Annotated in this window: 23 protein-coding genes and 2 pseudogenes; 20 read left to right on the top strand and 5 right to left on the bottom strand. The window is 73.0% G+C overall.

Features of this window, described 5'->3' with window-relative positions; translation table 11 throughout:
• Positions 1-17: 17 nt before the first annotated feature.
• The 7 genes from AOK24_RS19015 (at position 18) to AOK24_RS18985 (ending at position 6,375) form a co-directional block, all read left to right on the top strand.
• On the top strand, positions 18-773 hold the full coding sequence (locus tag AOK24_RS19015; protein WP_055721265.1) for a GntR family transcriptional regulator: 756 nt from the start codon (positions 18-20) through the stop codon (positions 771-773).
• A gap of 131 nt (positions 774-904) precedes the next feature.
• Entirely contained in the window at positions 905-2,029 is a 1,125-nt protein-coding gene (locus tag AOK24_RS19010; protein ID WP_055721279.1) for a TIGR03364 family FAD-dependent oxidoreductase, read from the top strand.
• A gap of 5 nt (positions 2,030-2,034) precedes the next feature.
• The gene (locus AOK24_RS19005; protein WP_055721264.1) at positions 2,035-2,736 is read left to right on the top strand and encodes an HAD family hydrolase; all 702 of its coding nucleotides are present in this window, start codon (positions 2,035-2,037) and stop codon (positions 2,734-2,736) included.
• Positions 2,733-3,755 (top strand): ABC transporter ATP-binding protein, encoded by a 1,023-nt coding sequence (locus AOK24_RS19000; protein WP_055721263.1) that lies wholly within the window; start codon positions 2,733-2,735, stop codon positions 3,753-3,755. The genes AOK24_RS19005 and AOK24_RS19000 overlap by 4 nt, the downstream gene beginning before the upstream one ends.
• The gene (locus AOK24_RS18995; protein WP_055721262.1) at positions 3,748-4,530 is read left to right on the top strand and encodes a 2-aminoethylphosphonate ABC transporter permease subunit; all 783 of its coding nucleotides are present in this window, start codon (positions 3,748-3,750) and stop codon (positions 4,528-4,530) included. Before AOK24_RS19000 ends, AOK24_RS18995 begins: the two co-directional genes overlap by 8 nt.
• Positions 4,517-5,314, top strand: coding sequence for an ABC transporter permease (locus AOK24_RS18990; protein WP_206191230.1), 798 nt, complete (start codon positions 4,517-4,519; stop codon positions 5,312-5,314). Before AOK24_RS18995 ends, AOK24_RS18990 begins: the two co-directional genes overlap by 14 nt.
• 20 nt (positions 5,315-5,334) lie before the next feature.
• A complete protein-coding gene (locus tag AOK24_RS18985) occupies positions 5,335-6,375 on the top strand; it encodes a 2-aminoethylphosphonate ABC transporter substrate-binding protein (RefSeq protein WP_055721260.1) in 1,041 nt (346 codons plus the stop codon).
• A gap of 52 nt (positions 6,376-6,427) precedes the next feature.
• Here AOK24_RS18985 and AOK24_RS18980 read toward each other — a convergent pair whose 3' ends face one another.
• Together AOK24_RS18980 and AOK24_RS18975 are read right to left on the bottom strand one after the other, a co-directional pair.
• Complete coding sequence (locus AOK24_RS18980) at positions 6,428-9,526, bottom strand: amidohydrolase family protein (RefSeq protein WP_055721259.1); 3,099 nt, start codon at positions 9,524-9,526, stop codon at positions 6,428-6,430.
• A gap of 162 nt (positions 9,527-9,688) precedes the next feature.
• A complete protein-coding gene (locus tag AOK24_RS18975; protein ID WP_055721258.1) occupies positions 9,689-10,351 on the bottom strand; it encodes a restriction endonuclease in 663 nt (220 codons plus the stop codon).
• Positions 10,352-10,548: 197 nt separating this feature from the next.
• Here AOK24_RS18975 and AOK24_RS18970 point away from each other — a divergent pair, with 197 nt between their 5' ends.
• Positions 10,549-11,301, top strand: coding sequence for a GAF and ANTAR domain-containing protein (locus AOK24_RS18970; RefSeq protein WP_409120753.1), 753 nt, complete (start codon positions 10,549-10,551; stop codon positions 11,299-11,301).
• Positions 11,302-11,322: 21 nt separating this feature from the next.
• Positions 11,323-12,060, top strand: coding sequence for a GAF and ANTAR domain-containing protein (locus AOK24_RS18965; RefSeq protein WP_055721256.1), 738 nt, complete (start codon positions 11,323-11,325; stop codon positions 12,058-12,060).
• A 10-nt stretch (positions 12,061-12,070) separates the two neighbouring features.
• Here the strand turns inward: AOK24_RS18965 and AOK24_RS18960 are convergent, their stop codons facing one another.
• Positions 12,071-12,505 carry an SseB family protein gene (locus tag AOK24_RS18960; protein ID WP_055721255.1) on the bottom strand — a complete coding sequence of 145 codons (435 nt, stop codon included), beginning with the start codon at positions 12,503-12,505 and terminating at the stop codon, positions 12,071-12,073.
• 571 nt (positions 12,506-13,076) lie between these two features.
• Here AOK24_RS18960 and AOK24_RS18955 point away from each other — a divergent pair.
• Positions 13,077-14,033, top strand: a complete 957-nt coding sequence (locus AOK24_RS18955; RefSeq protein WP_055721254.1) for an SCO2400 family protein — start codon at positions 13,077-13,079, stop codon at positions 14,031-14,033.
• Between the two features lie 174 nt (positions 14,034-14,207).
• Here AOK24_RS18955 and AOK24_RS18950 read toward each other — a convergent pair whose 3' ends face one another.
• The gene (locus AOK24_RS18950; protein WP_055721253.1) at positions 14,208-15,980 is read right to left on the bottom strand and encodes an ABC transporter ATP-binding protein; all 1,773 of its coding nucleotides are present in this window, start codon (positions 15,978-15,980) and stop codon (positions 14,208-14,210) included.
• Positions 15,981-16,090: 110 nt separating this feature from the next.
• Positions 16,091-18,289 (bottom strand): alpha-L-fucosidase, encoded by a 2,199-nt coding sequence (locus AOK24_RS18945; RefSeq protein WP_055721252.1) that lies wholly within the window; start codon positions 18,287-18,289, stop codon positions 16,091-16,093.
• 206 nt (positions 18,290-18,495) lie between these two features.
• On the opposite strand from AOK24_RS18945, the gene AOK24_RS18940 reads away from it, so the two are divergent.
• From AOK24_RS18940 to AOK24_RS50810, 10 genes and pseudogenes are all read left to right on the top strand, one after another.
• Positions 18,496-19,188, top strand: a complete 693-nt coding sequence (locus tag AOK24_RS18940; protein ID WP_055721251.1) for a FadR/GntR family transcriptional regulator — start codon at positions 18,496-18,498, stop codon at positions 19,186-19,188.
• Between the two features lie 190 nt (positions 19,189-19,378).
• Entirely contained in the window at positions 19,379-20,494 is a 1,116-nt protein-coding gene (locus tag AOK24_RS18935) for a glycoside hydrolase family 12 protein (RefSeq protein ID WP_055721250.1), read from the top strand.
• A 127-nt stretch (positions 20,495-20,621) separates the two neighbouring features.
• The gene (locus tag AOK24_RS18930) at positions 20,622-21,815 is read left to right on the top strand and encodes a serine hydrolase domain-containing protein (protein WP_055721249.1); all 1,194 of its coding nucleotides are present in this window, start codon (positions 20,622-20,624) and stop codon (positions 21,813-21,815) included.
• A gap of 136 nt (positions 21,816-21,951) precedes the next feature.
• On the top strand, positions 21,952-22,578 hold the full coding sequence (locus AOK24_RS18925; RefSeq protein WP_079056882.1) for a bifunctional 4-hydroxy-2-oxoglutarate aldolase/2-dehydro-3-deoxy-phosphogluconate aldolase: 627 nt from the start codon (positions 21,952-21,954) through the stop codon (positions 22,576-22,578).
• Positions 22,575-23,498: a sugar kinase gene (locus tag AOK24_RS18920; protein ID WP_079056881.1), complete on the top strand. Its 924-nt coding sequence runs from the start codon at positions 22,575-22,577 to the stop codon at positions 23,496-23,498. The genes AOK24_RS18925 and AOK24_RS18920 overlap by 4 nt, the downstream gene beginning before the upstream one ends.
• A 14-nt stretch (positions 23,499-23,512) precedes the next feature.
• Positions 23,513-24,214 carry a FadR/GntR family transcriptional regulator gene (locus AOK24_RS18915; RefSeq protein ID WP_055721248.1) on the top strand — a complete coding sequence of 234 codons (702 nt, stop codon included), beginning with the start codon at positions 23,513-23,515 and terminating at the stop codon, positions 24,212-24,214.
• 26 nt (positions 24,215-24,240) lie between these two features.
• On the top strand, positions 24,241-24,633 hold the full coding sequence (locus tag AOK24_RS18910) for a GNAT family N-acetyltransferase (RefSeq protein WP_055721247.1): 393 nt from the start codon (positions 24,241-24,243) through the stop codon (positions 24,631-24,633).
• A gap of 158 nt (positions 24,634-24,791) precedes the next feature.
• The gene (locus AOK24_RS18905; RefSeq protein ID WP_055721246.1) at positions 24,792-25,703 is read left to right on the top strand and encodes a TIGR03619 family F420-dependent LLM class oxidoreductase; all 912 of its coding nucleotides are present in this window, start codon (positions 24,792-24,794) and stop codon (positions 25,701-25,703) included.
• An 87-nt stretch (positions 25,704-25,790) separates the two neighbouring features.
• A pseudogene (locus AOK24_RS50815) lies at positions 25,791-26,306 on the top strand (family 43 glycosylhydrolase); the annotation flags it as partial.
• Positions 26,307-26,308: 2 nt separating this feature from the next.
• Positions 26,309-26,640 (top strand): annotated as a pseudogene (locus AOK24_RS50810) (glycoside hydrolase); the annotation flags it as partial.
• Positions 26,641-26,714 lie beyond the last annotated feature (74 nt).

Genomic DNA, 26,714 nt, shown 5'->3' with positions numbered 1-26,714 from the left:
CCGTGTACGGTCCACCCGTGGACTACCCGAACGATCAGCACCCCGGCGCCCCCGTCCGCGCCGGCGTCCCCGAGCACGGCCGTGTGCCCAAGTACTACGCGGTCAAGGCCCAGTTGGACGACCTCGTGAGCGAACTCGGCGAGGGCGCTGTCATCCCCACCGAGCGGGACCTCTCCGAGCGGTACGACGTGGCCCGCGAGACGGTGCGGCAGGCGCTGCGGGAACTGCTCCTGGAGGGCAAGCTGCGCCGGCGGGGCCGGGGGACCGTCGTCGCGGGGCCGAAGCTGGAACAGCCGCTCGCGCTGGCCAGCTACACGGAGGGCGTACGCAGGCAAGGCCGGACGCCGGGCCGCAGCCTGGTCGCCCTCGACCGGTTCCCGTGCCCGGCGCCGCTGGCCGAGGAGACGGGGCTGACGCGCGGCGAGCCGGTGTGGCACCTGGAGCGGGTGCTGCTGGCCGACGACGAGCGGGTGGGCCTGGAGAGCACGTACGTGTCCGTGGCCCGGCTCCCGCGCCTGGACGCCGAGTTCGACCCGGACTCCTCGTTCTACGCCTACATGGGCGGCCAGGGCATCCGGCTCGGGCAGGCCGACGAGCGCATCGAGACGGTGCTCGCGACGCCGCGCGAGGCGCTGCTGATCGGGACGCCCCCGGCGCTGCCGATGCTGCTGATCCACCGGGTGTCGCGGGACGCGCAGGGGCGTCCGCTGGAGCGGGTGCGGAGCCTGTACCGGGGTGACCGGTTCTCGTTCTCGGCACACCTCAAGAACTGACAAAAGGCGATGATCCACCCTAGCTTTCATCACGAGATAATAACGGGTCTAGCCCAAACGTGATGGCCGGTTCATGCTCCCGTCGTCAGCCGGACCCTTCCGGTTCCCGCACGGCGAGGAGCGTGGCGGTCGTGAGAGTGATAGTCGTCGGAGCCGGCGTGGTGGGCACCCTGCACGCCTGGCAAGCACTGGAACGCGGCCACGAGGTCGTACAGATCGAGCGCGAGGCGGAGGCCCGGGGCGCGTCGCTGCGCAACTTCGGGCTCGTCTGGGTGAGCGGGCGCGCGGAGGGCGAGGAGCTGTCGGCCGCGCTGCGCGCGAGGGAGCTGTGGGAGGGGATCGGCGAGCGCGTCCCGGCGCTCGGCTTCCGCGCGAACGGGTCCCTCACCGTCGTACGCGGCGCCCTCGAACGCGCCGTCGCCGAGTACGCGGCGGCGCGGGGCGACGCGGACGTACGCGGATACGAGCTGCTGACGCCCGGCGAGGCGCGGGCGCTGAACCCGGCGCTGCGCGGGGAGTTCGACGCGGCCCTGTACTGCGCCCGGGACGCGGCCGTAGAACCCCGCACCGCCCAACGCGCCCTGCGCGCCGAGCTGTTGACGAACCCGCGCTACACGTTCCTCCCGGGCCGCGAGGTCCGTGAGGTGATCGGCGAGCGCGCGGTCCGCGACGACCACGGCGACCTGCACACGGGCGACGCCGTCGTCCTGTGCACCGGCGCCTGGCTGGGCGGCCTGGTGCACGAGCTGGCCGGGCCCCACCTCCCCGTGCGCCGCGTCCGGTTGCAGATGATGCAGACCGCGCCGCTGGGCGAGCCGCTGACGACGTCGGTCGCGGACGCGGACAGCTTCCGCTACTACCCGGCGTACGCCTCCCCCGCCCTGGACGCCCTCAACTCCGGCCGCCCGCAGCCGGATACGGCGGCCGAGCACCGGATGCAGCTCCTCATGGTCCAGCGCGCGGACGGCGGCCTGACCGTCGGCGACACCCACGAGTACGAGCACCCCTTCTCCTTCGACACCGTCGAGGACCCCTACGAGCACCTGGCCGGCGTCGTCGAGTCCCTCCTCGGCCGACCGCTCCCCCCGATCCGGCGCCGCTGGGCGGGCGTGTACGCGCAGTGCCTCGACACCAGCCGTGTCGTGCACCGCCAGCAGGTCCGCGACGGCGTCTGGCTCGTCACGGGCCCCGGCGGACGCGGCATGACCTGCGCGCCCGCGATCGCCGAGACCACCGCAGAGCAATTGGGCTGGTGAACCACATGACCACCGACATGACCACCATGACCACCGGCCTGCCGCACGACATCCGCCTCGTCGTCCTCGACATGGCCGGCACGACCGTCGCCGACGGCGGCCTGGTCGAACGCGCCTTCACGACGGCCCTGGCCTCACTGGGCCTCGACCCCACCCCCGACCGACTCGCCTACGTGCGCGCCACGATGGGCGAGTCGAAGATCTCCGTCTTCCGGCACCTCCTCCAGACCGAGGAGACCGCCCGGCGCGCCAACGCCGCCTTCGAGCAGGCGTACGGCGACCTCGTCGCCGACGGCCTGATCGCCCCGCTCCCCGGCGCCCGCGAGACGGTCGAGCAGCTCACCGCCGAGGGCCGGACCGTCGTCCTGACCACCGGCTTCTCCCGCGTCACTCAGGACGCGATCCTCGACGCGCTCGGCTGGCGCGGCCTCGCGGCGCTCACCCTGTGCCCGGCGGACGCGGGCGGCCGGGGGCGGCCGTACCCCGACCTGGTGCTGGAGGCGTTCGTGCGGACGAAGGCCGCCGAGGACGTCCGGCAGGTCGCGGTCGTCGGGGACACGACGTACGACGTGCTCAGCGGCGTGCGCGCCGGAGCCGGGCTCGTCGCGGGGGTGCTCACCGGGGCGCACGACGCGCAGGCGCTGCGGGCGGCCGGTGCCCATCAAGTCCTGGGTTCCGTCGCCGAGTTGACCGGAGTCCTGACGTGATCCGCTTCGACTCCGTGAGCGTCGCCTACGACGGGCACACCGTCCTCGACGCGCTCGACCTGACCGTCGCGCCGGGTGAGGTGATGGCGCTGCTGGGGCCGTCCGGGTCCGGGAAGACGACCGCGCTGCGGGCCGTCGCCGGGTTCGTGCGGCCGTCGGCGGGGCGGGTGTTCCTCGGCGAACGGGACGTGACCGACGTACCGCCCTATCGGCGGGGCATCGGGATGGTCGTCCAGCAGTACGCGCTGTTCCCGCACCTGCGGGTCGAGGACAACGTGGCGTTCGGGCTGAAGGCGCGCCGCGTCGACCGGGGCGAGATCCGGCGACGGGTCGGTGAGGCGCTGGAGCTGACCGGGATGGGGGCGTACGCGCGGCGCCGTCCCCGGGAGTTGTCCGGCGGCCAGCAGCAACGCGTCGCCATCGCAAGGGCGTTGGCGATCCGCCCCGAGGTGCTCCTCCTCGACGAGCCGCTGTCGGCGCTCGACGCCCGGCTGCGGTCCGAGATGCTCGCCGAACTCGCGCGGCTGCACCGGGAGTTGCCGGACGTGACGATCCTGTACGTCACGCACGACCAGGTCGAGGCGCTGACGCTGGCCGACCGGATCGCGGTCCTCGACCGGGCCCGGCTCCAGGCGTGCGGGACGCCCCGGGAGCTGTACCGGGCGCCGGGGAACGAGTTCACGGCGTCGTTCGTGGGCGGCGCGAACCTGCTGCCGGTCCACGTGGCCAACGGAGTCGCGGAGTTCGCGGGCACACGGATGCAGGTCGACGCGAAGAGCGTGACCGGTCCGGCCACGCTGTGTGTCCGCCCGCATCTGGTCGGGCTGGGCAACGGGCCGAACCAACTCACCGGCCCCGTACGGGAGATCCAGTGGCGCGGCGCCACGCACCGGCTGTACGTCGAGGTCGCCGGACACACCGTGATGGCCGACGTGCGCGAGCTGCGGGACCCTCCGGTGCACGGCGCGCACGTCACCCTGCACTTCTCCCCCGAGGACGCGGTGCTGCTCCATGACTAGACGCCTGTTGTGGACGCTGCCTCCCGTCGCCCTGCTCGCGGTCTTCTTCCTCTACCCGCTGGCCCTGGTCGTCCAGCAGTCCTTCCAGCCCGACTCCGGCGGCACGTCCCTCCAGCCGTACACGGACGTCTTCGCCTCCGAGGCGTTCCGGCAGGCGCTGTGGACGACCGTGTGGCTGGCGCTCGCCTCGACCGCCGGGTGTCTGGTGCTGGGGTTCTTCCTGGCGCTGGTCATCGCGTTCGTCCCGTTCCCCGGGGCGCGGGCGGTCGCGCGGTTCGTGGACGTGTTCCTGTCCTTCCCGTCGTTCCTGATCACGCTCGCCCTGCTGTTCATCTACGGCACGACCGGCGTCGTCGGCTCGTTCCCGTTCCTGACGACGCCCTGGGGTGTGCTGCTCGCCGAGGTCACGTACTTCACGCCGTTCGTGATGCGGCCCCTGCTCGCCGCGTTCTCGCAGCTCGACACCGCGCAGATCGAGGCGGCGTCGAGTCTCGGGGCGCGGGCGCCGAGGATCGTGCGGCGGGTGATCCTGCCGGAGGCGCTGCCCGCGCTCGCGGCCGGCGGGAGCCTCGTGCTGGTGCTGTGCCTCAACGAGTTCGGGATCGTGCTGTTCACCGGGGCGAAGGGCGTGACGACGCTGCCGCTGCTGATCTACAGCAAGGCGATCCTGGAGTCGGACTACGCGGGCGCCTGCGTGGTGGCGGTCGTCAACGTCGCGCTGTCCGTGGGTCTTTACGCGGTGTACCGGGTGGTGAGCCGTCGTGCTGGTGCATAGCCGTGGAGCAAAGCGGGCAGTGTGGGCGGTGTTCCTCGTGCTGTTCCTGCCGCTGTTCGCGCTGCCTCTGCTCGTCATCTTCGGCGCGTCGTTCGCGACGCACTGGTCCGGCGTCCTGCCCTCGGGTCCGACGAGCGCCAACTACCGTTCCGCGACGAGCGGCGACTCCCTCAAGGCCCTCACCACGAGCCTGTTCACGGCGACCGCCGCGAGCCTGCTGGCGCTGGCCGTCGGCACGTGGGCCGCGCTCGCCGGGTCCGCGCTCGGGAAGCGTGAACGGCGGGTCCTGGACGCCCTGTTCGTGCTCCCCGTCGCCGTGCCGTCGGTCGTGGTGGGGCTGTCGGTGCTGGTCGCCTTCTCGAAGCCGCCGCTGCTGCTGAACGGCACGCGGTGGATCGTGGTCCTCGCGCACACCGTGCTGGTGACGGCGTTCGCGTACCAGTCGGTGTCGGCGGCGCTGGCCCGGCTCGACCCGGCGTACGAGCAGGCGGCGGCCTCGCTGGGCGCGCGTCCCTCGTACGTGCTGTGGCGGGTGCGGCTGCCGTTGCTGCTGCCGTCGCTCACCGCCGCCGTCGGCCTCTGTTTCGCCCTGTCCATGGGCGAGTTGAGCGCCACGGTGATGCTGTATCCGCCGGACTGGACCCCGCTGCCGGTCCTGATCCACTCCGCCACCGACCGGGGTGCCCTGTTCGCGGGGTCCGCGCTCGCGGTGGTGCTGATGGCAGCCACTCTGCTCGTCCTGTCCGCCGTGTCCCGGGTCCGCACCAGAGCGTCGTACCGCTGAACATCTGGAGTCCAACCGCCATGCCCCGTCACCCTGTCAAGCTCAGCATCGCCGTGTCCCTCCTCGTCCTCGCCTCCGCGTGCGGGACCTCCGCCGCCTCCTCCGACGCCGAGGTCGTCACCGTCTACAGCGCCGACGGCCTCAAGGGCGAGAACGGGGACGGCTGGTACGACAAGGTCTTCGCCGACTTCACGAAGCGGACCGGTATCAAGGTCGCGTACGTGGAGGGGGGTTCGGGCGAGATGGTGCAGCGTGTCGTCCGCGAGAGGAGCAATCCGCAGGCCGATGTCCTCGTCACGCTGCCGCCGTTCATCCAACAGGCGGACGGCAAGGGCCTGTTGCAGACGTACGCGCCGCAGGGCTCGGGCACCGCGACCAGGGCGGCCGACGGGACCTGGACGTCCGTCGTCGACAACTACTTCGGGTTCGTCTACGACAAGAAGGAGTTGAAGCAGCCGCCCACGACGTGGCAGGAGCTTCTCGACGGGAAGTACAGGAACAAGCTCCAGTACTCCACCCCCGGTGTCGCCGGTGACGGAACCGCCGTGCTGATCAAGGCGATGCACGACTTCGGCGGGGAGAAGCCCGCCCTGGACTTCCTCGGCAGGCTCCAGGCCAACAACGTCGGCCCCTCCGCCTCCACCGGCAAGCTCGCGCCCAAGGTCGACAAGGGTGAACTCCTCGTCGCGAACGGGGATGTGCAGATGAACTACGCGCAGGCGAAGACGATGCCGAACCTGGGGATCTGGTTCCCGGCGCCGCGGGGCGGGAGGCCGACCACCTTCGCCCTCCCCTACGCGGCCGGCCTCGTCACCAAGGCCCCGCACTCCGCCAACGGCAGGAAGCTCCTCGACTTCCTGCTGAGCCGCGAGGCCCAGCAGGAAGTCAGCTCGGTCGGCGGCGGGTTCAGCGCCCGCAAGGACGTGAAGGCCACGGACGCCGACGCCGCGGCGCTGGCGAAGCTGATGGCAGGGGTCGAGGTCTTCACCCCGGACTGGGACGACGTCGCCGCGAACCTGTCGGCGTACGTGGAGAACTGGAAGTCGGCGACAGGGAGTTGAGGAGCCCCGCCGGGGGGGCTGAAACCGGCGGGGGCCTGAAAAAAAAGGGGAGTCAGCCGGCGCAGCACCCGTCCCGGTGCAGGATCTCCCCCACGGCGAGCCAGTCCGTCCCCGCGTGCAGGGTCGTCCGGTCCGTCTCGTCGAGCAGGTCCGCCGGGCGGTGGACGGTGCCGTCGCGCATCGTCCACGCCGTGCGGACCAGGTCGCCGAAGTCGGTGAACGGGTCGCCGTCGACGGCGGTGAGGTCGGCGAGCTTGCCCGGCTCGACGGTCCCGAGGTCGTCGGCGACCCCGAACACGCGCGCCGGGACGGACGTCGCGCTGGTCAGCGCCTGGACCGGCGTGAAGCCGCCGTACCGGTGCAGGGCGCGCAGCGACAGGTGGACGTGCAGGCCGACCGGGTTGAGCGGGGCGTCCGTGCCGAGCGCGAGGGTGCCGCCCTCTTCCACAACCTCGCGGTAGATCCCCATCTCGATGGCCAGGCCCCGGAGTTGGTCCGGCGTGGGCGCGGTGCCGGCCGCGTTGCGGACGGTGGCGACGTCCCAGGGCGGCATCAGGTTCGTGACCCTCGGGTCCTGGGCGAGTCCGGGATCGACCCCCAGGACGTACAGCGCGGCGAACGGGGTGACGACCAGCGCGAACTCGCCGCTCCGGTAGATCTCGTGGACGTCCTGGTAGGAGTGGCCGGTCGGGGACAGCGCCCGGCTGAACTCCTGGCGCTGGGTGGCGAGGAGGTGGGTCGTGAGGGTCTGGCCGGCCTGGCGGCCGGGGGTGAGCAGGTGGCTGCCCGCCGGGACGCCCAGCTCCCGTGCCGTGCGGGCGGCTTCGGCCATCGTGGCGGCGGGGGCGCGGACGTACGTCTTCACGAAGTCGTAGTCGAGGGCCCCGGCGCGTTCGAGGCTGCGGCGCACCCCGTCCCGCGTGCCGTGGGCGCGGCCCATGCTGTACGCGACGCGGCTGCCGTCGATCAGCTCGCCGGTCGTGAACAGGCGCGGGCCGTCCAGCGCGCCGCCGTCGACCGCCTCCTTCAACCGAGCCTGTTCGTAGGCGAATCCGCCGAGGGAAGCGGTGCTGGTGATGCCGTAGGCGAGGTTCAGGCGGGTCTGACGGCCGCCGTAGATGTTCTGGTAGGTGTGCGTGTGGGCGTCCCACAGGCCCGGCAGGACCGTCTGCCGGGACGCGTCGACGGGCCGTTCCCCGGGGCGGGCCGCGCGGTGGGGTTCGACGGAGGTGATGCGGTTGCCTTCGATGACGATGTCGACGTCCTCGCGGACGCGTTCCCCGGTGCCGTCCCAGAGGCGTCCCGCGTGGACGCGGACGACGTCCGTGCGGGGCGGGAGGCGGCGGGCGGTGCGCAGCGGGACGGGGACGGTCCGGGTTCCGGTGCCGTCCACGGCGGTCAGCTTCAGTGCGGCGCCCGAGAGGTGGAGCAGCCGTCGGGAGTCGCCGGACCAGGAGGGGTGGTCGGCCGGGTCGTCGGTGAGGCGGCGCGGTTCGCCGTCGGGTGTGCCGTCCGGCCGTACCGGCAGCACCCACAGCGCGGACTCCGCGATGTATGCGAGGTGCGTGCCGTCGGGTGACCAGACGGGGCCGCTGTCGTAGCGGTCGGCGAGGGAGGCGTGCGGGCGCGGCAGGTAGGTGCGGGAGGTGCCGTCGCGGGTGTCGACGATCCGGATGACGTTGTAGCCCTCGCGGAAGCGCTGGTTGAGCCGGTTGCGGTCGCACAGCGCGAGATAGCGGCCGTCGGGCGACCAGCTCGGCCTGCCGGGCAGGCCGTTCGCGCCCAGCGGCGCGGCGAGCAGCTTCTCGGTGCCGTCGGCGAGGTCCACGACGATCAGGTTGCCGGTGATGTCGTGGCAGGCGAGCCGTGAACGGTCCGGTGCGAGCGCGGGGTTGACCCGGCCGCCCAAGGCGAGGACCGTGTCCGTGCCGTCGGCGAGGTCGAAGCGGTGGACGGCGGCGAGGCCGTCGCGGTCGTGGACGTAGACGAGGCTGCGGCCGTCGCGGCTCCAGGACGGCATCTGGAGGTAGTGTGCGGGGTCGGATTCGACGAGTCTGCGCGGCTGTCCGCCGATCGGCAGGTGCCACAGGGCGCCCAGCGCGCAGAACGCGACCGAGCGGCCGTCGGGCGCGAGCACGGGGAAGTGCACGCCGCGTACGGCGCGTCGGCGGGTGGAGTCGAAGTCGCGCGGCTTGCCGGGGCGGGGTGTGCGGGTCACCCGGGTGCGCGCGGTGAACGGCACGAGGGTCCTCGTGGCGCCCGTGCGCCGGACGACCTTGCCGTCCGCGAAGTAGAGGAGCTGTCCGTCGGCCGTCCAGCTCGGCGGCTGCGGTGACACGTCCTCGTCCCCGGAGACGACCGTGCCGTCCACGACGAGCTGGGCGCTCGCCGAGTAGGCGGCGACGGTCGGCGCGCTCAGCCACACGTACGCGAGCCGTCCGTCCCGTGCGACGGCGGGCCCGAGGAGGCTGCCGCTGTCGACGGTCCGCACGACAGCGGCGTCGCCGCCCGTGGCCGGGACCGAGGCGATGGTGCGGGCGACGCCCTTCTCGGCGCGGACGAACAGGATGCGGTCGCCGTCGGGGTGCCACACCGGGTCGTAGTCCTCGGCGTCCGGTGTGGACGTCAGCCGGGTGAGGCGGCCGGTGGCGACCTCGGCCGTCCAGATGTCGTACGAGCCGCCGGTGACGTCGCTGCTCGCGCGCTCGGAGGAGAAGGCGAGGTGTCGGCCGTCCGGGGACCAGCTGACACCCCGGTCGTCCCAGGGTCCCGAGGTGAGCTGTCTGAGCCCGGAGCCGTCGGGGGCCATGGTCCACAGGTGGAAGCCGCCGCCCCGGTAGGCGCAGAAGGCGACCGTCGTGCCGTCCGGTGACCAGGTCGGGCGGGTGGGCTCCAGGGTGACGTCGGTCAGCGCCGTGGCCGTGCCGCCGGTGCCCGGGAGGGACCACAGGACGCCCTGGACCTCGATGATCAGGCGTGTTCCGTCGGGGGAGGCGGTCACGCCCGCGTTGGTGCCGGACGTGAACGACAGCGTTCTCCCGGGGGCGCTCGCCTCCGCGTCGGCGGGAGTGGCCAGGAGCAGCGCGGCCCCTGCTCCGGCGCCCGCTCCGAGGAAACCTCTGCGGCTGATGTCGTACGCGCGTCCGTCCATGCGGGTGTCCCCTTTGTGACCGTACCGGCGTAAAAGTCATGGGCATGTCAGCGTTAGGCAGACAGTCATGAGATCAGACGGACGACGGAAAGCGCACCCACGCGTGCGCCGTATGGCCGGAAAGCCACCCCTGGGACACTCCCGGCGCCACGCGCCCCCTCCTCACCCCGCGCGCCGGCGCCGAGGTCCTCCGCCCCTCCCGCCGAGCGGCAGCAGCGAGCCGAGCGTGGCCCCGCTGTTCCACGCCCCGAACAGCTCCCGGTTGAGGGCGACGATGCCGTGCCGCACCGCCAAGTCCCGCGCCGGCTCGCTGAATTCGCAGGTCGCCACGAACAGGGCGACGTCCGCGCGGTGTTCGGCGAACGCCATCCCGACGAACTTCTGCACATCCCCGCTGGGCACCTTGCGGTGCGGCGCGTAGTGCTTGACCTGGACGACGAGTCGCCGCCCGTCGGGCAGCACCCCGACGACGTCCGCCGCGAGGTCGCCCGCGCCGCCGACCACGCGCACGCCGGTACAGCCGTCGCGCCGGCACAGCTCGGCGACGTACCGCTCGAAGTCCTGCCAGGTCAGGGCGTCGACGGCGGCCATGGACCGCTCCAGGGCGATCCGGTGTTCGTGGCGCCGCCAGGCGAGGTCGCCGAGGCGGGCGCGCCGGTGCGCGGCCCACAGGAACCATCCGGCGCCGCCGGCCGCCGCGAGCCCCCCGAGCGCCGCCAGCAGCCAGGGCCACCGCCACGCCAGGAACCCGACGACGGCGGCTGCCCAGAGCCCCGCCCGCCGCCGCTGCCGTACCTTCTGCCGACGCCCGCTCCGCCCGGCCATCCGCCCCCCGCTCCGCCGCACTGCCCGTCAGTGTGGAAGGGGGCCCGGGGGCGCGCCAAGGAGGGCTTCTCGGCCAGGGGCCCCACGGGTACCCTTCCGTGCGGTTTTCCTCACCTCCGAGGGGACACCCGGTCCGCGGGGGCCGCTGTGTCAAGATCGAGTGAGCGTGTCCGCCGCTGGACCGGGAGGTGATGGGGGTGGCCGAGGACGACTGGAACGCCGAGGAGGAACTCGACGTCGAGCGGGCCCGGGTCACGAGCGAACTCATCGCCGGGGTGCGGGGGTTGCCCGCGTCGGAGGTGCCGGAGGCGCTGTGCCGGGCGTGCGTGTCGCTGCTGCCGGTGGCCTCGGGGCTGTCGGTGTCGGTGCTCGGCGACAGCACGGACATGGGGGTCGTGCTGTGCGCGAGCGACTCGGTCGCGGCGCGGCTCGCGGAGATCCAGTACACGCTCGGCGAGGGCCCCGGCATGGAGGCGGTGCGGCTGCGGGCACCCGTCTTCGCGACCGACCTGACGCGGCCCCCGGCCACCCGGCGCTGGCCGCTGTTCTCCGTGCAGGCCGCGAAGGCGGGCGCGGAGGCCGCGTTCTCGCTGCCACTGGCGGGCGGCGCGGGCGCGCTCGGCACCCTCGACCTGTACCGGGAGACGTCCGGTTCGCTCAGCGACGACCACATCCGTACGGCCCTGCTGGTCGCCGACGCGGTCGCGCTCGCCGTCATCGCCCTGGACCACGCTTCTGCGCGCCGGGAAGGAGTCGTAACGTGGCTGGCGGCAGCGGAGGCGGACCGCGAGGAGGTGCACCAGGCGACCGGGATGATGATGGTACGGCTGGGCGTGAACGCCGAGGAGGCGCTCCTGCGCCTGCGGGCCCGGGCGTTCGCCGAGGGCCGCACCACCACCGAGATCGCCCGGGGCGTCATCGACGGCACGCTGGATCTTCGCGATGACTGAGACCGACCGCCAGGAGGCACGATGAACCGCGAGCGACAGCTGGCTCAGGCTTTCGTGTCTCTCTCGGACACCTATACCGCCGAGTTCGACCCCCTGCACCTCTTCCACCAGCTGGTGGACGTCTGCCGCGACCTGCTGGACGTGGACGCGGCGGCCGTCATGATCGCCGACGCGCGCGGGGGGCTGAGGACGATGGCGACGACGGACGACGCCGTCGCCTTCACCGACCTGCTGTACTTACAGAACGGCCACGGCCCGTGCGTGGAGTGCTACCGCACCGGTGAGCCGGTCGTCGTCCCGGACGTCGCCGCCATGCGGGAGCAGTGGCCGAAGGTCGCCGGGGCCATGGCCGACGCCGGGTACGTCTCCTTCCACGCGGTCCCGATGCGGCTGCACGAACGGTCGCTGGGCGCCCTCACCCTCGTACGCGCCGCCCCGGGGCGCCTCCGCGAGGACGACGCGCTGCTCGCCCAGGCCCTCGCCGATCTCGCGACGCTGGCGCTCATGCACTGGTACGCCGAGCCGGGGCGCCCCGACGACGTCGTGACCCGGGTCCAGAGCGTCATCGCCGCGAAGGCCACGCTGGAGATCGCCAAGGGGATGGTCGCGGAGTACGCGGGCACGACGATCCGCGAGGCGGCCCGGCTCCTGGCCGCCTACGCCGACCGGCACCGGGTGCGGCTGACGGAGACGGCGCAGGCGCTGGTCGAGCGGAGCATGGAGCTGTCGACGGTGCTGGAGGAGCAGCCTCAGGGGTGAGGCGGCGGGGTCAGAGCGTCCCGCCGCCGTACCCGTTGCCGTCGTACCCGTCGGGCCCGTCGTCCAGGAGGTCGCGGACTCCTCGGGGCGTCAGGGTCACCTCTTCCGGGGTGCCCGCGTCGATGACCAGCATGGGGCCCTCGGCGGGCCGCTCGTGGGCGAGGGCGCCGAGGAGGATGCGGCGGTGCTGGGTGGCCTGGGGGAAGGCGTGGGTCAGGCGGTCCTGGGAGGTGAAGACCGGGACGAGTTCGGTGCCGTCGGGCTGTTCGTAGACGGGGACGGCGACCGTGACGGGCGGCTGTTCGCCGGGCGGGTCGCCGACGGGGACGAGGATCTCGCTCGCGGCGAGCGTGCGCAGTTCGGCCCGGTCCGCGTCGCCCGTGACGACCGCCCTCAGGGCGAGGCGGACGGCGGAGTCGGCGCCGTTGGGAAAGTGGTCGGTCACGGGGATCCACTCCGATTCGTGTCTGGGGGGTGCGTCGTCCCCGGGTGCCCTGGCCGGTGTCTCCCATGCCCGTGGCCGCCGCCGGGTTTGAAGGGCGCGCGGCGGGAGACCCGGCACGCGTACGCGCACCCTCCGGAGCTAAGGACCATGACGATTCCCCGGCCGCCCGGCCAGCCCGACCCGACCCGTCCGGACCCGCTGCCGCCCCGCCCTGTCCCGGGGCCGGTCCCCTCTCCCCCGCCGCAGCCTCCGATGCCGGGACCCGAGCCGCTCCCACGCCCCGAGCCGACACCGGAACCCGAGCCGGAACCCGCCCCGGCGGGGGTCTCGGCGGCTCAACTCCCTTACCCGCCAAGGGAGTACGGGTATCGCCCCATGTGAGAATCCGGTAAGTCCCTTCCTATGCCTGTGTTCGGACAATGCCGACGGCATCTCCTCAACTGCTTCACACAGGCTGCGCACGGCCTGTCGAAAGGCTCGCTAGCGTTCTCGCCGTTCGGCCCCCCGTGCGAACGGAAACCTTGCCACGGCGCAACGAGCCGGTGGCGCAGTCGAGTCAGGAAGGCCACGGATGGACTACTGCTCCACGTGCCGTCGTCATCTCAACGGTGCCCTGGTGTGCCCCGGGTGCGGTGCCTACGCCCCGGACATCGCCCCGCTCCCCGGCGGAGCGCCCGCACCGATCGCGTCGAGCACGGCGGCACAGGTCCAGCACGCCTTCCCCGCCGAACCCCCGCACGACACCTCGTACGACGCCGGCCCAGCCGAGTCCGCCCACGACGCCGACGTCCCGTACAACGCCGCCGCCACCCCCGACGGGCGTGCCGCGCGCCGCCGTCAGCGGGAGCGGTGGCGCAAGACCCAGCGCCGGGCCCTGGTCGCCACGGCGGTCGCCCTGGTCGGCGGAGGTCTCACGGTCGCCTCGATGAACCGGCAGACCCCGGCCCGCACGCAGGCCGCGTCCGCGCCGGACCGGGAGACGATGGGGATCGCCGAGGAGGAGATCACCCAGTCCACGCCGGGTACGACGGCGTCCGACGCGCAGCGGGCCACGCCCGGTACGGCACCCGGCCGCTCCTCGGCGGCGCGCGGTACGGCCGAGGGCTCGGGGGCCACGGGTTCCGGGCACTCCGCGCCGGACGTCCGCACGCCGGACGCGGTGCGCGAGCGGTCCGCCGCGCAGCCGCAGGGCGCCCCGGCGAACCGGCAGCAGGCCGCGCCCTCGTCGCCGACGCCTTCCACCGGCTCGCAGGGCACCGCCACGACGCCGGGCACCTCGGGCGCGGCGACCGCGCCGACGCCCGCGCCGTCGCCGTCCGGGGGCGGCACGTCCGGGTCGGGCACCTCGGGGTCGGGGTCTGCCGGGTCGGGCGCCTCGGGATCGGGGGCTTCGGCGGGTTCCGGGTCGTCGGGCTCGGGCACCTCCGGATCGGGGACCTCCGGATCGGGAACGGCCGGATCGGGGACCGCGTCGGACGCCACCGACCCCGCCGGGCTCTGCCTGCTCGGGCTGGTCTGCATCAAGTGACCGCAGCCTGACGGCCACCAGGCCGACGATCACCTGTTGGCGGGCCCTGCACTCAGCAGGGCCCGCCTACGCTTGCGCCTCCCGCGTGACCCTCCGGCCGCCCTACTCGGCGCCGCCGTTTTCCCAGCCAAGCGAGGCCGCCACCCAGCGCGAGCCCCACCAACCCCGCACCCGTCAACTCGCCGGTGCCAGAAGCTGCGTGGCCGCCAGCCGCGCATACAGCCGGTCCCCGGCGAGCAGTTCCTCGTGTGTCCCCACCGCCCGCACCCGCCCCGCCTCCATCACGACGATCCGGTCCGCGCGGATGACCGTCGACAGCCGATGGGCGACCACCAGGACCGTCGTCTCGCGAGCCGTCTCCTCCACCAGGTCCCGCAGGGCGAGTTCGTTGACGGCGTCGAGCTGGGACGTCGCCTCGTCCATGAGGAGCAGCCGGGGCCTGCGCAGCAGCGCCCGTGCGATGGCGACGCGTTGGCGCTCGCCGCCGGAGAGGGTCGAACCCCGGTGTCCCACGGGCGTGTCGAGGCCGTCCGGCAGCCGGTCGACGAGTCCGGTGAGCCGCGTGCGGGCCAGGACGTCCCGCAGGTCGTCGTCGGTCGCGTCGGGCGCGGCGAACAGGAGGTTCTCCCGCAGGGTGCCGGCGAGGACGGGCGCGTCCTGTTCGACGTACCCGAGGGTGGAGCGCAGGTGGGGCAGGGACCAGTCCCGTACGTCGGTGCCGTCGACGAGGACGCGGCCGGAGTCCGCCTCGTAGAACCGTTCCAGCAGCGCGAACACCGTCGACTTGCCGGCGCCGGAGGGGCCGACGAAGGCGGTGAGGCCGGTGGCCGGGACGTCGAAGGCGACCCGGTCGTGGACCGGCGGCAGGCCGGGCCCGTACCGGAAGGAGACGTCCTCGAAGCGGACCGGCGCGGCCGACGTCTCGGTGGGCGGGGTGTTCGCCAGGGACTCGCCGGGTTCGACGGCGAGGCGTTCGGCCTGCGTGATCCGGGAGATCGCGGCGGCCCCCTCCTGGTACTGGGTGACGGCGTCGACCAGCCGGGACACCGGGTCGATCAGGTAGAAGAGGTACAGCAGGAACGCCATCAGCGTCGACACGGGGATCGCGCCGGACGCGACCCGCAGCCCGCCGACGCCGAGCACCGCGAGGAACGACAGCTGTACGGCGAGCCCGACCGAGGCGTCCGCCGCGGACGACCACTTCGCGGTGCGGACGCCGTGCTGCCAGGCCCGCCGTACGGCCGTCTCCGCGCGGGCGGTCTCGCGCTCCTCGGCGCCGGACGCCTTGATGGTGCGGTACGCGCCGAAGGCCCGCTCCAGGACGGTGGAGATCTCCCCCACCGACTCCTGGGCGCGTTCGGTGGCCCGCGCGATCCTCGGCATGACCAGGGCGACGGCGCCGCCGATCACCGCGAGCACGCCGAGGGTCACGCCCAGCAGGACGGCGTCGAGGGCCGCCATCAGGGCGAGCGCGGCGACGAACGCGACGGAGCCGGTGGCCGCCGAGACGACCGCGTGCGTGGTGACGGCCCGCAGCAGCGTCGTGTCGGAGGTGACCCGGGACATGAGGTCGCCCGGCGGGACGCGTTCCACCTCGACGAGGCGCAGCCGCAGCAGCCGTCCGACGAGGGAGCGGCGTGCCGCGAGGACGACCGACTCGGCCGTCCGCTCCAGGACGTATCCGCCGAGCGCCTCGGCAGCCGTGCCGAGCAGGACGAGCGCGGTCAGCGCGGCCAGGATCGCGGCGACGCTCTCGCCCGCCGACAGCCGGTCGAGGAGCGCCTTGGTGGCGAGGGGCTGCGCGAGCCCGCCCGCCGCGCCGAGCAGCGCGAGGAGCAGGCCGAGTGCGACGGCCCACCGGTGCGGGCGTACGTACGCGCGCAGCGCCTTGAAGGTCTCCCGTGCGGGCGGTTTCTCCGCCGTGGCCTCGGGTCCGACGCCGCTCATCCGTCTGCTCCTCGCTCTTTCGGTCCGACCCTCCCATCTCAGCGTGTCGTGGGCCGTCGATCATCCCCCGGCCAGGGGGAACACCCCCGCCGACCGGTGGGGAGGGGCGGTCAGAGCGCGGTGAACGTCCAGAGCAGGTTGGTGCTGGTGCCGTACGTCCACTGCTTGGTGGCCGAGCCGGAGGGGACCGCGCCGCCGCCGTCGAGGACGAGGCCGGTGGCGCGGTTGGCGATGGAGTGGCGGCCGTCGCCCCGGTGGACGATCTTCCACTGCTGGGTGGCGGAGCCGTTCCAGGCCGACTGCCGGGCGGCCGAGCCGTCGGCGGTGGCGCCCCCGCCGTCGACGACCATGCCGTTGGTGCGGTTGACCAGCTTGTACCAGCCGTCCTCGGCCTCGACGACCTGCCACTGGAGGTTCGGGCTGCCGTCCCACGTCCACTGCTTGAGCCCGGTCCCCGGGGCGACGTCGCCGCCGCTGTCGAGGGCGAGTCCGCTGGTGACGTTGGTGATCCTGAGGTACGCCGACGGGACGAACCGGACCTTCAGGGAGCCGGCGCGCAGGCCGGAGGTGTCGGTGGTGACGGTCCGGGCGGCTCCCGTGAAGTCGTCCCCGGCGTAGCCGGTCAGCTGGAAGCCGGGGGCCAGGCGTACGGAGGTGAGGTCGCCGGGGCGCAGCCCGGCCGCCGTCAGGGCCTGCGCCGGGTAGTCGCCGACGGGCAGGGCGGCGGCGGCCCGGCCCTGGTGGGCGACGGCGCCGGAGAGCGGGCGCAGGGCGGGGATCGGGCCGGAGAAGGTGAGCTTGAGGACGTAGGCGCCCGCGCTGTAGGGGGCGGTGGCGGGCAGGGTGACCCGCAGTCCTGCGGGGCCCTGCGCCGGGGCGGGCAGGTCGAGGTAGGTTCCGGCGTCGGTGCCGAGGAGCTGGGTGGAGGCCAGCGTCGAGAGGTCGATGCGGTCGGCGCCGAGTGTGGTGATCGTGAGGGAGTCGCCGGGCCAGCCGAGGACGGTCGCGTACAGGACGCGGCTCGCCTTGTCGCGGGTGAAGCGGATGTCCTGGGGGGTTCCGGCGTGCGGCCGGGTGAAGGAGCCGCCGCCCATCTTGGTGGGGCCCTCGCCGTACGCGGTCCACGCGCGGGTCGCGTACACGGACTCGCCGAAGCGGCGCAGGTGGTCGCCGATGCCGAGCAGGATGTCCCGCTGGGCCTGCGGGATCGTGCCGTCGGCCAGGGGCGCGATGTTCAGCAGGACGTTGCCGTTCTTGCTGACCCGGTCGAGGAAGGAGTGGAGCATCTCCTGGACGGTGTAGTAGCCGATGCCTTCGGTGTAGCACCAGCTGCTGCTGGAGATGCTGTCGTCGGTGAGCCAGTAGGGGGCGGTGAGGTCGGCGGGGCCGCCGCGTTCGAAGTCGAAGACCTCGCCCTTGCCGTTCATGCCGTCCTTGTAGGTGGCGACGACCTCCTGGCCCCGGCTCTCGGCCTGGTTGTAGTAGTAGGCGAGGAAGTTGAGGCGCTGGGTCTCGTCGACGGCCGTCAGGTTGAAGTCCTGCCAGAGGATGTCCGGGTGGGACCGGTCGACGACCTCCTTGAGCTTGTCGAACCAGAGCTGGTTCTCGGCGGCAGGTCCCAGCTGGCCGTAGAACTTGCGGAGACCGGCGTCGCTCTGCGGGGGGACGTTCTCGTAGTAGCCGGTGAAGTTGTAGGCGTGGTGCATCGCGACCAGGAGCTTGAGGCCCTGGGCGCGTACGGCGTCCGAGAAGATCCGCAGGAGGTCGAGGCCGGGGCCCCGGTCCACCGAGTTCCATTCGTTGACCTGGCTCTCCCACATGGAGAACCCGTCGTGGTGCTCGGCGACCGGCCCGGCGAAGCGGGCGCCCGCGTCGGCGAAGAGCCGCGCCCACTCCGCGGGGTCGAATTTCCCGCCCGCCGAGGTGAGTCTCGGCGCGAACTGCACGGGCCGGCCCGCCGCGTCGTGGTCGCCGGTGACGAAGTGGTGGTAGGGCCAGGCCGCGGGTTCGCCGTAGGTGGCGACGTGGTGGAGGTTGGCGCGGCTGCCGGTCTCGTACATGTTGCGCGGGTACCACTCGTTGTCGTACGCGGGGACGCTGAAGGCGCCCCAGTGGAAGTAGATCCCGAACTTCGCGTCCCGGAACCACTCCGGGGCCGCCGGGTGGCGGTCGACCGAGTCCCAGTCGGGGGTGTACCGCCTCGGCGCGGCCTGCGCGGTGCCGGGAGCGAACACTCCGCCCGCCACCGCGGCGGCGGCCACGCCCGTGGAACCGGCCAGGAAGCGGCGCCTGTTGAACGAGTTCGACATGTGTACATCCCTGTTCCTGGGGTCTGTTACGCACGAAGGTCGGTCCTGGGGCGGGGGCGTGTCAACGGGTGTGAAGGGATGAATCACTGTTACCAGGTGGCGAGTTGGCGGCTTTTCTCAGGTTTTCGGCCATCATGGAACGTGGCAGACATCGCATGTTTGACGGCACTATCATCGGGCGAGCGGATCAACGGGAGGGAAGCGGCATGTCGCTGACGGACAGGGCCATCGCGCAGATCCGCGAGCTGATCCGGACGGGCGCGCTGCCCCCCGGTTCGAAGCTCCCGCCGGAACCCGACCTCGCCGCACAGCTCGGCCTCTCCCGCAACCTCGCCCGCGAGGCCGTCAAGGCGCTGGCCGTGGCCCGGGTCCTGGAGGTCCGCCGGGGCGACGGCACGTACGTCACCAGCCTCCAGCCGAGCCTTCTCCTGGAGGGTCTCGGCGGTGCGGTCGAGCTGCTCCAGGGCGACTCGGCGGCCCTGAAGGACTTCATGGAGGTACGCCGCCTCCTGGAGCCGGCGGCGACCGCGCTCGCGGCGACCCGTATCTCGGATCCGCAGCTCGCCGAGGTGAAGCGGCACCTGGAGGCGATGCGGGAGGCCCGCGACGACGTCGAGCAGCTCAACGCGCACGACGCGGCCTTCCACCGCGCGGTCGTCACCGCCACCGGCAACGACACGCTCCTCACGCTCCTGGAGGGCATCTCCGGCCGCACCCTGCGCGCCCGCATCTGGCGCGGCCTGGTCGACGACCGGGCCTCGGGCCGCACCCTCGCCGAGCACGAGGCGATCTACGCCGCGCTGGCCACCCGCGACGCCGGGCTCAGCCAGGCCGCCGCGCTGCTGCACGTGAGCAACACCGAGCAGTGGCTGAGGGAACATCTGCGCGCGCACGCCTGAGGTCGAAAAACAAGCCGAGGCCCCGGGGGGGGCGAATTCCGTTCGACTTCCGTTCGACGGGGTGACAGGGGCAGCGGGGGCCCCTATAGTCCCGACCAACACGCCATGGGAGCGCTCCCACCAGGTGCGGAGGCGGGGGTTCCCAGGACCGGCGTCCCCGATTCCGGCCGTACCTCCGAAAGAGGCCCGCATGCGACCGTCCCCGCACTTCCCCCACTCCCTGCTCGGCGTCCTGGTGACCGCGCTGGCCACCGTCGCCGCGCTGTTCACCGTGACCCCGCCGGCGCAGGCCGACACCGTGCTGTGCGACCAGTTCGCGAGCACCACGATCCAGGGGCGCTACGTCGTCCAGAACAACCGGTGGGGCACGTCCCAGACGCAGTGCGTCACCTCCACCGACTCCGGGTTCCGGGTGACCCGGGCCGACGGCTCGGTGCCGACGAACGGGGCGCCGAAGTCGTACCCGTCCGTCTTCAACGGCTGCCACTACACGAACTGTTCGCCCGGGACCAACCTGCCCGCGCAGTTGTCCGGGATCTCCAGCGCGCCGAGCAGCATCTCGTACGGGTTCGTGTCGGACGCCGTCTACAACGCGTCGTACGACATCTGGCTCGACCCGACGCCCCGCAAGGACGGGGTGAACCGGACGGAGATCATGATCTGGTTCAACCGGGTCGGGTCGATCCAGCCGATCGGGTCGCCGGTCGGCAACGTGACGGTGGGCGGCCGGAGCTGGCAGATGTGGCAGGGCGGCAACGGCACGAACGACGTGCTGTCGTTCGTCGCGCCGTCGGCCATCGGCAGCTGGAGCTTCGACGTCATGGACTTCGTACGGCAGACGGTCGCGCGCGGACTGGCCCAGAACAACTGGTACCTGACGAGCGTCCAGGCCGGGTTCGAGCCGTGGCAGAACGGGACGGGTCTCGCCGTCAACTCCTTCTCGTCCAGCGTGAACACGGGCACCGGGCCGGGCAATCCCGGTGGCGGTACGGCCTGTTCGGTGACGTACGCGACGAACGTGTGGGCGGGCGGGTTCACCGCCAACGTGACCGTGGGCAACACGGGTTCGGCGCCGGTCAGCGACTGGCGGCTGGCGTTCGCGCTGCCGTCGGGGCAGCAGATCACCAGTGCGTGGAACGCGTCCGTGTCGCCGTCCTCGGGGCAGGTGACGGCGGCGCCGGTCGCGCACAACGCGAGCATCGCGCCGGGCGGCACGCAGTCGTTCGGGTTCCAGGGCACCTACAGCGGGGCGTTCACGGCGCCTTCCGGGTTCAGCCTGAACGGGACCGCCTGCGCGTCCGCGTGACCTGACGGGTGGCGCCCGGGTGATGTTGTGAGAAATCTGTGCGTCGTCGGAACCGAACGGTGGATCTTGTGCCTCTTGTGGGGTGTCTCCCCACCGCCGATCATCACCGACGAGACAAGGAACCACGTTGTCGCACGCACGACGGCTCATCACCGGCGCCACCCTGATCGCCGCTCTCACCACCGGGGTCCTGCCCGCCACCAGCGCGTACGCCGCGCCGGCCCCGACCGTTCCCACCGCCGACATGGAGGGCGTGGAGACCGCCCTCAAGGCGGCCATGGCCCAGGGCGCGCCCGGCGCGATGGCCCGCTACGTCGGCCCGTACGGCGCGCAGGTGCGCACCGTCGGCGTCCGTGACCGGGAGACCGGCGCGCCCATGGACATCCACGCGCGCTTCCGCATCGGCAGTGTCAGCAAGACGTTCTCCAGCGTGGTCCTCCTCCAGCTCGTCCAGGAGGGCAGGCTGACGCTGGACGCGCCGGTCAACCAGTACCTCCCCGGCCTGCTGCCGGACGACCGGATCACCGTGCGCCACCTGCTGACGCACCGCAGCGGTCTCGCGGACTACACGGACGACATGTTCGAGCACACCGTCCCGGGCTTCGAGTCGGTCCGCAACCGGGTGTTCGGCTACCAGGAGCTGCTGAACCTGTCGCTGGCCCTGCCCCGGACCACGGAGCCGGGGGTGTCCTACCGGTACTCCAACACGAACTTCGTGGTCGTGGGAATGCTCATCGAGAAGCTGACGGGGACGCCGGTCGCCGAGCAGTACGAGCACCGGATCTTCCAGCCGCTGGGGCTGCGCGACACTCTGTACGTCCACCCCGCGACGAAGATCCCCGGCTTCCACGTGCGCGGGTACCTGCACCCGGACGAGGCGGGCGCGCCGCTGGTCGACTCGACGGAGCAGACGGTGTCGTGGGCGCAGTCCGCCGGGGCGGTCATCTCCAGCCCGGCCGACCTGAACACGTTCACGACGGCGCTGATGCGGGGCCGGCTGCTGTCGCCCGCGATGCTGGAGGCGATGCGGACGGTCACGCCGACCGACACGACCAACACGCGCTTCTACGGGCTGGGTCTGCGGCGGTACGACCTGACCTGCGGGGTGCAGGTGTTCGGGCACACCGGGACCGTGCAGGGGTTCTACACGTACACGTTCGCGACGAAGGACGGGAAGCGGGCGCTGTCGGCGATGGCGAACACGTCGAACAAGGGGTCCGCGAACACGGCGCTGGGCGGGACGCTGGAGGCAGCGTTCTGCGGGAAGAAGACGCCGGCGAAGTTCAAGGCGGCTGATGTGGACATCGCAGAGCAGCGCTGAGTCCTGGCGGGGCCCCGCTTCCGGTCTTCGGGCCGGGGCGGGGCCTTTGCCGTTCCCGTCTTCGGGCCGGGGCGGGGCCCTTGCCGTTCCTGGGCGCCCCTTGGCCACGACCGTTAATTATTATTTAATACCGCGCGTGCTTCCCACCGACTTCACCGCCCGCCTGGCCCGTGACCGCCTCGCCGCGATCGTGCGCGGCCGTTCCGCCGACGCCGCGCTGCGTACCGTCCTCACCCTCGTCGAGGAGGGCATCGGCCTCGTCGAGGTCTCCCTCAACACCGCGGACGCGTACGAGGTGATCGCGCGGGCCGTCCGGGCGGCGGGCGGCGACGCCCTGATCGGCGCGGGCACCGTCGTCACCCGGGACCAGCTGCTGCGTGCCCGGGACGCGGGCGCGTCCTGGATCGTCACGCCGGTCCTGAGCGAGGGCGTGCACGCCGCCGTGGAGGAGGAACTCCCCGTTCTCGCGGGCGCGTCGACGCCGACGGAGGCGTACGCCGCGATGGCGGCCGGGGCCAGTGCGGTGAAGCTGTTCCCCGCCTCGCTGGGCGGCCCGGCATATCTGCGAGCCCTCAAGGACCCGTTCCCCGACATGCCGGTCGTCCCGGTCGGCGGCGTCGACGCCGATTCCGTACCGGAGTGGTTCGCGGCCGGGGCCCTCGCGGTCGGGGTCGGCTCGCCCCTCGTCGGGGACGCGGCGCACGGCGGCGATCTCGATCAACTCCGGGCGCGTGTACGGCGGTTCCGCGAGGTGACGTCGTGAGCGCGGACGTCCTGACCTTCGGCGAGACGATGGTGTCGCTCCAGGCCGAGGGCGCGCTGACCGTGGGCGCCGCCGCCCGTACGTCGGTCGCCGGGGCCGAGTCGAACGTCGCCGTGGGGCTCGCCCGGCTCGGTCACCGCGTCTCCTGGGCGGGCCGGCTGGGCGCGGACGAACCGGCCCGGGTGATCCTGCGGGCGCTGCGCGGGGAGGGCGTCGACGTCCGGCACGCCACGACCGACCCGGAGGCGCCGACGGGGGCCATGCTGCGTGAGCGTCTCGTGGGCGACGTGAGCCGCGTGCACTACTGGCGTACCGGGTCCGCCGCGTCCCGGCAGCGGCCGGAGCACCTCGCCGCCGCGCTGGCGGACGGGGCGCGGCTGCTGCACGTCACCGGCATCACCTGCGCGATCGGGGCGGGCGACGCGGTGACGGCGGCCGTCGAACACGCCCGCGCGTACGGCTGGACCGTCGTCCTGGACGTCAACCACCGTGCGCGGCTGTGGAGCCGGGACGCGGCGGCCGAGTGCCTGCGCCGGCTGCGCGGGCAGGTCGACGTCCTGATCGCCTCGGACGACGAACTGCCCCTGGTCGCGGACGACATCGGCGAGCTGCTGGCCGGCGGGGTGCGGGAGGTGGTCGTCAAGCGGGGCGGCGACGGGGCCGACCTGTACCCGGCCGCCGGTGGCCGCCTGCACCAGCCCGCGCTCCCCGTACCGGTGGCGGACACCGTCGGGGCCGGGGACGCGTTCTGCGCGGGCTATCTCTCCGGGCTGCTGGACGGGCTGGCGCCGGGTGAGCGGCTACGTCGGGCGGCCGTCGTCGGGGCGTTCGCGGTGGCCTCGCGCGGAGACTGGGAAGGGCTGCCGCACCGGGACGAACTCGCCCTGCTGGACGTGCCGTCCGGCAGCGCGATCCGCTGAAGGGACGTGAGGGGATGGCGGCCTACTCGGGCCGAGGTGTGCACGGTCAGGTCGTCCACGCGCTGGGGGCGCGCATCGTGGGCGGCGCGATCGGGGTGGGCGAGACGCTCGACGTCGGCGCGCTCGGCGCCGAGCTGGACGTGAGCCAGACCGTGATGCGGGAGGCGTTGAAGGTGCTCGCCGGGAAGGGGCTGACCGACGCCCGGCAGAAGCGGGGCACGTTCGTCCGGGAGCGGGCGCACTGGAACCTCCTCGACGCCGACGTGATCCGCTGGCGCATGGACACGGGCGACGGCGACCGGCTGCTGCGCGACCTCACCGACGTCCGCGCGATCGTCGAGCCCGCCGCCGCACGCCGGGCGGCCCTGCACCGCACGGACGCCGACCTGGCCGCCCTCGACGCGGCGCTCGACGCGATGGGGCAGGCGCGGGGCGACGCCGCGGCCGAGGCGGACGCGGCGTTCCACCGCGCGCTCCTGACCGCCACCGGCAACGAGCTGCTCGCCCGGATGGACCTCCTCCTCGAACCCGGCCTGCGCGAACGCGACCGCATGGTCCACGCCCACACCGACGCCGACGACCCCGTCCCCAGCCACCGCGCGGTCCTCGACGCGATCCGCGACCAGTCCCCCACCCGCGCCGAATCCGCGATGCTGACCCTCCTCACGAAGGCCGCCGAGGACGCCAAGTCCGCCGCATCCACGCCCACTTCATGAGGCACCGACCCACATACGATCCCGGCATGAAGATCACCTACGCCTGGCGGGGCAGCTTCGACGACGCCGCCCTGAGCGCCCTGCACGCCGACGGCTTCGGCCACCCCGCCTCGGAGACCGCCTGGGCGGATCGCCTGGCCCGCCACAGCCTCGGCTGGGTCTGCGCCTACGCCGACAACACCCTCGTGGGCTTCGTCAACGTCGCCTGGGACGGCGCGGCCCACGCCTTCCTCCTGGACACCGTGGTCGCCCGCCACCACCGCAGGCAGGGCATCGGCGCCACCCTCGTCACCACCGCCACCCAGGAGGCCCGCGCCGCCGGCTGCACATGGCTGCACGCCGACTTCGAGGCACCCCTCCGCCCCTTCTACGACGCCTGCGGCTTCCGCACAACGGCCGCCGGTCTGCTCGCCCTCTGATGCCGGTGCCGGTCGGATCCGGACGCCCATCGGCGGGAACAGGCCGTTTACCGGCCTCCGTCCAGGCGGCCAACTACTCCCGTGCGCACCGGAGTTACGCTGGACAACGCTCAACAGGATGACACGTCACCTTTCGGTGCCGATCGCAGGAGGAGCACGTGCGCACAGGATTCTCACTCCCCCAGTTCGCCACGATGGACCGGCAGTTCGACCAGGTGGCCCGGTTCGCCCGGGAGGCCGAGGCGCTCGGCGCCGGGAGTCTGTGGGTCGGTGACCGGGTGCTCGCGGCGGTCGACCCGGTCGTCGGCTACGGCGGCACCGGCGACACGATCCCGCCGGAGATGAACTCCGCGCTGGACCCGTTCGTCGCCCTGTCCGTGGCCGCCGCGGTCACCGAGGACGCGCTGCTCGGCACCTCCACCCTGATCGCCCCCTGGTACCCGCCCCTCCTGCTGGCCCGTTCGCTGAGCGGCATCGACGTGGTGAGCCGGGGCCGCCTGATCGCCGGGATCGGCACGGGCTGGTCCCCGGACGAGTACGAGGGCGTCGGCGTCCCCTGGAAGGAGCGGGGCGCGCGCCTGGACGAGTGCCTCGACGTCCTGGAGTCGGTGTGGACGACCGCCCCCGTCGCCCGGCACGACGGCCCGCACCACTCCATCCCGGCCGCCCACATCGGCCCGAAGCCGGTGCAGAGCCCCCGCCCGCCGGTCTACCTCTCCGCGTTCTCCCCCGCCTCGCAGCGCCGCGCCGCCCGCCGGGCGGACGGTGTCCTGCCGGTCGCGATGGTGGTGCCCGGCGGCGGTTACGACCCGCAGGCGACCGTCACCGCGCAGCTGCGGCAGGTCCGCGCGCTGGCCGAGAAGCAGGGCCGCGACCCGGCGGAGGTGGACGCGATCCTGCGGATCAACGCGGCGGCCGGGTCGACGCCGCAGGACATCGCGGACGTCGTCCGCCGCACCGCCGACGAGACGGACGTCGAGCACGTCTTCGTGGACCTCGGCTACCTGGTAGACCAGAGCGTGGACCACGCCCTCGACCTGGCCGGACAGGTCCTCGAACTGTCCCGCTGAGAACTGTCCCGCTGACCCGCGTGGTCCGCGCGGCGGCGGCGAACGTATCCTCCGCCCGTGACCACCGAACCCCTGCGGCTGCCCGGCATGCCGCTGCACGATCCGTACGTCGTCGCCGACGCCACGTCCCGCACCTACCACCTGTACACGTCCAACGAGCCGTCCGTGTCGGGCGTGGCGGGCGCCGGGACGATGGTCTACCGCAGCGCGGACCTGCGGGACTGGGCGCCGCCGGTCGTCGTCTACCGCGCCGCCGACCAGGAGGGCGGCTGGGCGACCGACGGCGCGTGGGCGCCCGAGGTGCACGAACGCGGCGGCCGGTACTACCTGTTCACGACGCTGCACAACGAGGAGCGGCGGCTCGCGGAGGGCACGTACATGCGCGGCACGGTCGTCGCCGTGTCCGACTCCCTGCTGGGCCCGTTCACCGCCCTGGACCCGTCGCGGCCCACGACCCCCGAGCACCTGATGGCGCTCGACGGGACGCTGTACGTCGACCCGGCGGGGCAGCCGTGGCTGGTGTACGCGCACGAGTGGCTCCAGACCGTCGACGGCACGATGGAGGCGATCCGCCTCACCCCGGACCTCTCCGGCACGGTCGGCNNAGCTGGTCCGCGCCCCCGGCGGCGCGCTCCTCATGCTGTGGTCGACGTACGAGAAGAACGTCCCCGGTAAGGACGGCTCCCTCACCGGGGACTACGTCCAGACGTACGCCGTCTCCGCGTCCGGCGAGCTCACCGGCCCGTGGACCCAGCGGCGCCCCCTCGTCCGCGAGGACAGCGGTCACGGCATGCTGTTCACGGCGTTCGGGGGCGAGCTGATGATGATCCTGCACCGGCCGTTCGAGAACGCGCGCGGCAAGCTGTACGAGATGCGGCTCCGGGGCGACGAGCTGAGCGTCGTGCGGCAGCGCACGGACCTCGACGGCGACGCCTGAGCCTCACCAGCGGGAGCGGCCCCGGTGCCGGCCGGGACGGTCGGGGGTGTTGCCGAGGTCGTGCGGGGTGGGGC

The sequence above is a fragment of the Streptomyces niveiscabiei genome (assembly GCF_001419795.1).
Classification (GTDB): Bacteria; Actinomycetota; Actinomycetes; order Streptomycetales; family Streptomycetaceae; genus Streptomyces; species Streptomyces niveiscabiei.
The sequence above is the reverse complement of the archived record's forward strand: the minus strand, read 5'-3'. Positions and strand labels throughout refer to the sequence as shown.

Excerpts from the sequence above, each read along its gene's own strand:
- AOK24_RS18910 (WP_055721247.1), top strand. The coding sequence starts at position 24,241 with ATGAAGATCACCTACGCCTGGCGGGGCAGCTTCGACGACGCCGCCCTG.
- AOK24_RS18950 (WP_055721253.1), bottom strand. The coding sequence starts at position 15,980 with ATGAGCGGCGTCGGACCCGAGGCCACGGCGGAGAAACCGCCCGCACGG.
- AOK24_RS18940 (WP_055721251.1), top strand. The coding sequence starts at position 18,496 with ATGTCGCTGACGGACAGGGCCATCGCGCAGATCCGCGAGCTGATCCGG.
- AOK24_RS18915 (WP_055721248.1), top strand. The coding sequence starts at position 23,513 with ATGGCGGCCTACTCGGGCCGAGGTGTGCACGGTCAGGTCGTCCACGCG.
- AOK24_RS18955 (WP_055721254.1), top strand. The coding sequence starts at position 13,077 with ATGGACTACTGCTCCACGTGCCGTCGTCATCTCAACGGTGCCCTGGTG.
- AOK24_RS18975 (WP_055721258.1), bottom strand. The coding sequence starts at position 10,351 with ATGGCCGGGCGGAGCGGGCGTCGGCAGAAGGTACGGCAGCGGCGGCGG.
- AOK24_RS18980 (WP_055721259.1), bottom strand. The coding sequence starts at position 9,526 with ATGGACGGACGCGCGTACGACATCAGCCGCAGAGGTTTCCTCGGAGCG.
- AOK24_RS18965 (WP_055721256.1), top strand. The coding sequence starts at position 11,323 with ATGAACCGCGAGCGACAGCTGGCTCAGGCTTTCGTGTCTCTCTCGGAC.
- AOK24_RS18985 (WP_055721260.1), top strand. The coding sequence starts at position 5,335 with ATGCCCCGTCACCCTGTCAAGCTCAGCATCGCCGTGTCCCTCCTCGTC.
- AOK24_RS18995 (WP_055721262.1), top strand. The coding sequence starts at position 3,748 with ATGACTAGACGCCTGTTGTGGACGCTGCCTCCCGTCGCCCTGCTCGCG.
- AOK24_RS19005 (WP_055721264.1), top strand. The coding sequence starts at position 2,035 with ATGACCACCGACATGACCACCATGACCACCGGCCTGCCGCACGACATC.
- AOK24_RS18935 (WP_055721250.1), top strand. The coding sequence starts at position 19,379 with ATGCGACCGTCCCCGCACTTCCCCCACTCCCTGCTCGGCGTCCTGGTG.
- AOK24_RS18945 (WP_055721252.1), bottom strand. The coding sequence starts at position 18,289 with ATGTCGAACTCGTTCAACAGGCGCCGCTTCCTGGCCGGTTCCACGGGC.